A 5458-nucleotide genomic window follows, 5' to 3' on the forward strand; every position below is an offset into this window, starting at 1 on the left:
TGCCGGCTGCTGGGGCTTTCCGATCTGGAAGTGGCGGTGACCACGACCATCGCGGCCCTGCCCACCGGGGCAAATGCGTTTTTAATGTCCAGCCGCTATGGCGTCGGCATGGCGGAGAGTGGGGCCGCGGTGCTGGTGAGTTCGGTGCTCTCGGTGGTGACGCTCTCGGTGGTGCTGGCACTGTTCACGCTGTAGCGAAAATCTCCGCCCAGGCGGCCATCAAGGCCCCGTCCACCTCCTCCATCGTCGCCGGCACGCCCAGCGCATGCAGCGATGTCACCCCATGCTCCGCCACACCGCATGGCACGATGCCGCCAAAATGCGACAAATCCGGCTCCACATTCAGCGCAATGCCATGCCAGGCCACCCAGCGCGTCACCCGCACGCCAATGGCGCCGATTTTCGCCTCCTGGCCATCCCGCGCCACCCAAATGCCCACCCGCCCCTCGCGCCGCTCGCCGCGAATGTGGAAACGCCACAGCGCGCGGATCATCCATTCCTCCAGCGCATGGACATAAGCGCGCACGTCCCGCGCGGCCACGCCACCATGCGGGTGCGTCAGGTCCAGCATGGCATAACCCACGCGCTGCCCCGGCCCGTGATAGGTCCATTGCCCGCCCCGCCCCGCCGCCACGGTGGGGAAGCGGGTTTCCTTCAGATCCTCAGGCTTGGCGGAGGTGCCGGCGGTATAGGTGGGGGGGTGCTCCACCAGCCACACCGCCTCGCCCGCTGTGCCGGCGCGAATGGCATGCGCCCGCGCCTCCATGGCCGCGATGGCGGGTGAATAGGGCGTAAGCCCCGCAGAGATGGCCCATTCGACGCCATGCAGCTGCCGGCCGGGCGGGATGGCGATGGCATTTTCCAGCATCCTGGCTTTATGGAGCGGCAGAGGCACCGTTGTAACCCGTCGCGACCTGGGTTATGCCAAGCCCGCGTGCGGCCATGGCGAAATGGTAGACGCGCTAGCTTGAGGTGCTAGTGGGGGAAACCCTGTGGAAGTTCGAATCTTCTTGGCCGCACCAATATGAGCCGTCAGCTGCTCGGCCTGCCGCTTTCACACTGGTCCCGTGCGTCCGCAGGCCAGGCGGTGTTCACTGCCTTGGTGCAAGCTGAAACAGCCCGCTGGGGCGGCATCGCCCGGGCTGCCAATATTCGCCTGGAATAGGCCTGCGGTTGCCTCAGGCCAGCGCAGCCCGCACATTGTCCCCTAGCTTCTGGGGGGCTTGTGATGGACGAAGATTTCCGCCGCGCGGCGCTTGATTACCACCGCCTGCCAAGGCCGGGAAAAATCAGCATCGAGCCCACCAAGCGCATGGCCACCCAGCGCGACCTGGGCCTGGCCTATTCCCCCGGCGTGGCGGCGGCCTGCGAGGAAATTGCCCGCAACCCCGACATGGCCTGGGAATACACCGCGCGCGGCAATTTGGTGGCCGTCATCACCAATGGCACCGCCGTGCTCGGCCTGGGCGCCATTGGCGCGCTGGCGAGCAAGCCGGTGATGGAGGGCAAGGCCGTCCTCTTCAAGAAATTCGCCGGGATCGACAGCATCGACATCGAAATCGATGAGCGCGACCCGCAGGCCTTCATCGACACCGTGGCCCGCCTCGAACCCAGCTTCGGCGCCATCAACCTTGAGGATATCAAGGCCCCCGAATGTTTCGAAATCGAGCGCGAACTCCGCGCCAGGATGAACATCCCGGTCTTTCACGATGACCAGCACGGCACCGCCATCATCGTCGCCGCTGCCGTGCGCAACGGGTTGCTGCTGCAGGGCAAAGAATTATCCGAGGTGAAGCTGGTCAATACCGGCGGCGGCGCGGCCGCGCTCGCCTGCCTCGACCTGCTGCTGGAAATGGGCCTCAAGCGTGAAAACGTGACGGTCTGCGATGTGGAAGGCGTGGTCTGGCAAGGCCGCCCGGGCACCGACCCCTATAAGGCGCGCTACGCCCAGCCCACCAATGCCCGAACCCTGGCCGAGGTGCTGGACGGCGCCGATGTCTTTCTCGGCCTCTCCGCGCCCAATGTGCTCAAGCCCGAATGGCTGGAAAAACTCGGCCCCAAGCCGCTCGTCCTGGCCCTCGCCAACCCCGACCCGGAAATCATGCCCGATTTGGTGCGGCAGCACCGGCCGGATGCCATCATCGCCACCGGCCGCACCGATTTTCCCAATCAGGTCAACAACGTCCTCTGCTTCCCCTTTATTTTCCGCGGCGCGCTGGATGCCGGCGCCACCACGATCAATGAAGCGATGAAGGTGGCGGCGGTGGAGGCCATCGCCGCCCTCGCCCGTGTCGAGGCCAGTGAGGTCGTGGCCGCGGCCTATGGCGGCGTCGCGCCGATCTTCGGCCCGGACTACATCATCCCCAAGCCCTTCGACCCGCGGCTCATCCTGGAAATCGCCCCGGCCGTGGCCCGCGCGGCGATGGAATCCGGCGTTGCCCGCCGCCCCATCGCCGATTTCGAAGCCTATCGGCGGGAGTTGGAACGCTTCGTCTTCCGCTCCGGCAACCTCATGCGGCCGCTCTTCGAGACGGCGCGCAGCCAGCCCCGCCGCGTCGTCTATGCCGAAGGCGAGGATGAACGCACCCTGCGCGCCGTGCAGACGGTGCTGGATGAAAGAATCGCCAGCCCCATCCTGCTCGGCCGCCGCGCGGTGATCCTCGAGCGCGCCAAATCCATGGGCCTGCGCCTGGATATGGACCACGCCGTCACCATTCTCGACCCACAGGAGGATGATGCGATCTTTGGGCCGCTCGAGGAGCTTTATGCCCAAAAGGTGGGCCGGCGCGGCATTCCACCCGATAGTGCCGGCCGGCAGATGCGGGTGAACCCCACAGTGGCTGCCGCCATGCTGCTGCAAACCGGCCAGGCGGATGCCGCCATTATCGGCGGCAATGGCGATTGGATGCGCCACTGGCACCATGCGCTCGATGTGGTGGGCAAATCCCCCAAGGTCTCCCGCGTTTATGCGCTCAGCGCGGTGATCGTGCCCAATGCCACGCTGTTCTTCGTCGATACCCATTTGCTGATTGATCCCAGCGCGGCGCAAATCGCCGAGATGACGATCCTGGCCGCCGCCCAGATCCGCGAATTCGGCATCACCCCCCGCGCCGCCCTGCTCAGCCATTCCAGCTTCGGCAATTCGCAGGCGCCAAGTGCCAAGAAAATGCGCGAGGCGCTGAGACTCATCCAGGCTGCCGAGCCGGGGCTGGAGGTGGATGGCGAAATGCATGCCGATGCCGCCCTATTGCCCGCCATCCTCCGCCGCGCCGTGCCCAGCACCCGGCTGACCGATACCGCCAATCTGCTGGTCATGCCCAATCTCGATTCCGCCAATATCGCCTTTAATCTGCTCAAGGCGGCGGCGGATGGGCTGCAGGTGGGCCCGCTGCTGCTGGGCATGAACCAGCCCATTGAGGTGCTGGTGAGCAGCGTCACCGCGCGCGGCATCGTCAATGTCACCGCGGCCGCAGTGGCGCAGGCGAATGGCTAGGCCATGATCGGTGCCGATGACATCGCCCAGGTCAGCGCCGATGGCATGCTTCGCTTTCGCGGCCAAATGCTGCGCTGCGCCCTGGGCAGCGGCGGCATCTCAGCCCGGAAACACGAGGGCGACGGCGCAACCCCCTGCGGCCTGTTGCCGCTGGAACGGGTGCTCTGGCGGGCCGATCGCGGCCCCAAACCCCAGGCGGCGGTGCGGGTGGAGCCCCTGGCCCCCAATGATGGCTGGTGCGATGATGAGACCCATGCCGATTACAACCGCCAGATCACCCTGCCGCATGACGCGCGGCATGAGGTGCTATGGCGTGAGGATGCGGTCTATGACGTGATCGGCGTGCTGGGCTGGAACATGGCGCCGGTCACCCGCGGCCGTGGCAGCGCGATCTTCCTGCACATCGCCCGGCCCGGCTTGGCGCCGACCGAGGGCTGCATCGCCCTGCCCGAGCGGGATTTGCGCGCCCTGCTGGCCCAGGGGCTGCGCGGGTTTCAGGTGGGATAGGCGCGCGCCCCGAAAATCGCGCTGCCCACCCGCACATGGGTGGCACCTTCCATGATCGCCGCCTCGAAATCGCCGCTCATCCCCATCGAGAGCACAGAGAGCCCATGCCGCGCCGCCAGCCCGGCCAGCCAGGCAAAATGTGGCCTGGGGTCGCCCTCGGCGGGGGGAATGCACATCAGGCCGGTGACCGGCAGGCCCAACTCGTCACGCGTCAGGCGCAGAAAGGCATCGGCCTCGGCCCGGGGCACGCCGGCTTTTTGCGCCTCATCGCCTACATTCACCTGCACCAGCAAATCGGGGCGGCGGCCGGTCTTGGCCATGCCGGCGGCAATCGCCTGGGCCAGCCGGGGACGGTCCAGACTTTCGATCACATCGGCGATCGCCACGGCATCCTCGGCCTTATTGGTCTGCAACCCGCCGATGATGTGCAGGCGCATGCCGGGGTGGGCAGCACGCAGGGCCGGAAACTTGCCCGCCGCCTCCTGCACCCGGTTCTCGCCGAACAGCATTTGGCCGGCGGCCAGCGCCGCCTCCACCGCCTCGATCGGATTGGTTTTCGAGACGGCGACGAGGGCGACACTCCCCTCGGCGCGGTTGGCGCGGGCGGTCGCTTCGGCGATCCTGTCCTGAATGGTACGGAGGGCGGCGGCAATGCTGGTCATGGTTGGGCGAGATAAAGCACTCGGCATTCCCCGGCTATGGCTGTTGAGCGACCCGCTTCGCCTGCCCGACCCGATGGCGGCGGTGGCGCGGCTGCCGCGCGGCGCGGCGGTGGTGGCGCGCGGCATGCCGCCCCTGGCGCTGCCCGCTTTGGCGCGGCTATGCCGCCAGCGCGGCCTGCGCCTTCTGGTGGCCGGTGATGGCAGGGCGGCCCTGCGCCTGGGGGCCGGGCTGCATCTGCCCGAGCGGCCAACGCCTGGGCTGCTCGCCTTCCTGCGGTCCAGGCGGCCCGGGGCGCTGCTGAGCCTGGCGGTGCATGGCAGGCGCGGGCTCTTCCGCGGCCGAGCCTTGCGCGCTGATGCCGCGCTGATCTCGCCCATTTTTGCCACCCAAAGCCATCCCGGCGCGCGGCCGCTGGGGCCACATGGCTGGGCCTGGCTGGCGCGGCATGCCAACCGGCCGGCGGTGGCGCTGGGCGGCGTGGATGAGCGCAGCCAGCGGCGCGTGCCAGCGCAGGCGGCGGGGGTGGCGGCTGTCGGATGGCTTGGAAGCTAGGGCTACCACTCGCCCATCAGCCGCGCGGCCTGTGCTCTTGTGCGGCGATAGGGCGGCAGGCTGCCATGGCCAATGACGCAATCCAGCACAGCGCCGCCGGTGGTGATCAGCACGGATTTCTCCGCATTGGCCGGCAGCCCGATCCGCGCGCCAATGCAATAGGCGATGATCAGCGGCAGCAATTCACTGCTCAAAACCTGGCGCCCCAGCCGCCTCCCCGACTGCTCCACCTCAACATCTAGC

The 5458-nt window shown here is 67.6% G+C and carries 8 protein-coding genes and 1 tRNA gene; 6 read left to right on the forward strand and 3 right to left on the reverse strand.

The annotated features are described in order from the left end of the window. Positions 1–195 (forward strand): AEC family transporter (locus tag ABWP84_RS17915; protein ID WP_353213387.1); only part of this gene is annotated, 195 nt, incomplete at its 5' end. Here ABWP84_RS17915 and lipB read toward each other — a convergent pair. Continuing rightward, entirely contained in the window at positions 185–868 is a 684-nt protein-coding gene (gene lipB / locus ABWP84_RS17920) for a lipoyl(octanoyl) transferase LipB (protein ID WP_353213388.1), read from the reverse strand. The genes ABWP84_RS17915 and lipB overlap by 11 nt on opposite strands. A gap of 68 nt (positions 869–936) precedes the next feature. Between lipB and ABWP84_RS17925 the strand changes: the two genes are divergently transcribed. The 4 genes from ABWP84_RS17925 to ABWP84_RS17940 all read left to right on the forward strand — a co-directional run bounded on the left by ABWP84_RS17925 (position 937) and on the right by ABWP84_RS17940 (position 4000). Continuing rightward, positions 937–1022, forward strand: a tRNA-Leu gene (locus ABWP84_RS17925). A 2-nt stretch (positions 1023–1024) separates the two neighbouring features. Then, complete coding sequence (locus tag ABWP84_RS17930) at positions 1025–1165, forward strand: hypothetical protein (RefSeq protein WP_353213389.1); 141 nt, start codon at positions 1025–1027, stop codon at positions 1163–1165. A gap of 63 nt (positions 1166–1228) precedes the next feature. Continuing rightward, complete coding sequence (locus ABWP84_RS17935) at positions 1229–3493, forward strand: NADP-dependent malic enzyme (RefSeq protein WP_353213390.1); 2265 nt, start codon at positions 1229–1231, stop codon at positions 3491–3493. Positions 3494–3496: 3 nt separating this feature from the next. Further along, complete coding sequence (locus tag ABWP84_RS17940; protein WP_408904292.1) at positions 3497–4000, forward strand: L,D-transpeptidase; 504 nt, start codon at positions 3497–3499, stop codon at positions 3998–4000. On the opposite strand, the gene ABWP84_RS17945 is transcribed toward ABWP84_RS17940, so the two are convergent. Continuing rightward, entirely contained in the window at positions 3988–4662 is a 675-nt protein-coding gene (locus ABWP84_RS17945; protein WP_353213391.1) for a YggS family pyridoxal phosphate-dependent enzyme, read from the reverse strand. The genes ABWP84_RS17940 and ABWP84_RS17945 overlap by 13 nt on opposite strands. 43 nt (positions 4663–4705) lie before the next feature. Here ABWP84_RS17945 and ABWP84_RS17950 point away from each other — a divergent pair, with 43 nt between their 5' ends. Further along, positions 4706–5215, forward strand: a complete 510-nt coding sequence (locus ABWP84_RS17950) for a thiamine phosphate synthase (protein ID WP_353213392.1) — start codon at positions 4706–4708, stop codon at positions 5213–5215. 2 nt (positions 5216–5217) lie between these two features. Here ABWP84_RS17950 and ABWP84_RS17955 read toward each other — a convergent pair. Continuing rightward, positions 5218–5458 (reverse strand): hypothetical protein (locus tag ABWP84_RS17955; RefSeq protein WP_353213393.1); only part of this gene is annotated, 241 nt, incomplete at its 5' end.

This window comes from Rhodovarius sp. (assembly GCF_040399605.1).
Lineage (GTDB): Bacteria > Pseudomonadota > Alphaproteobacteria > Acetobacterales > Acetobacteraceae > Rhodovarius > Rhodovarius crocodyli_A.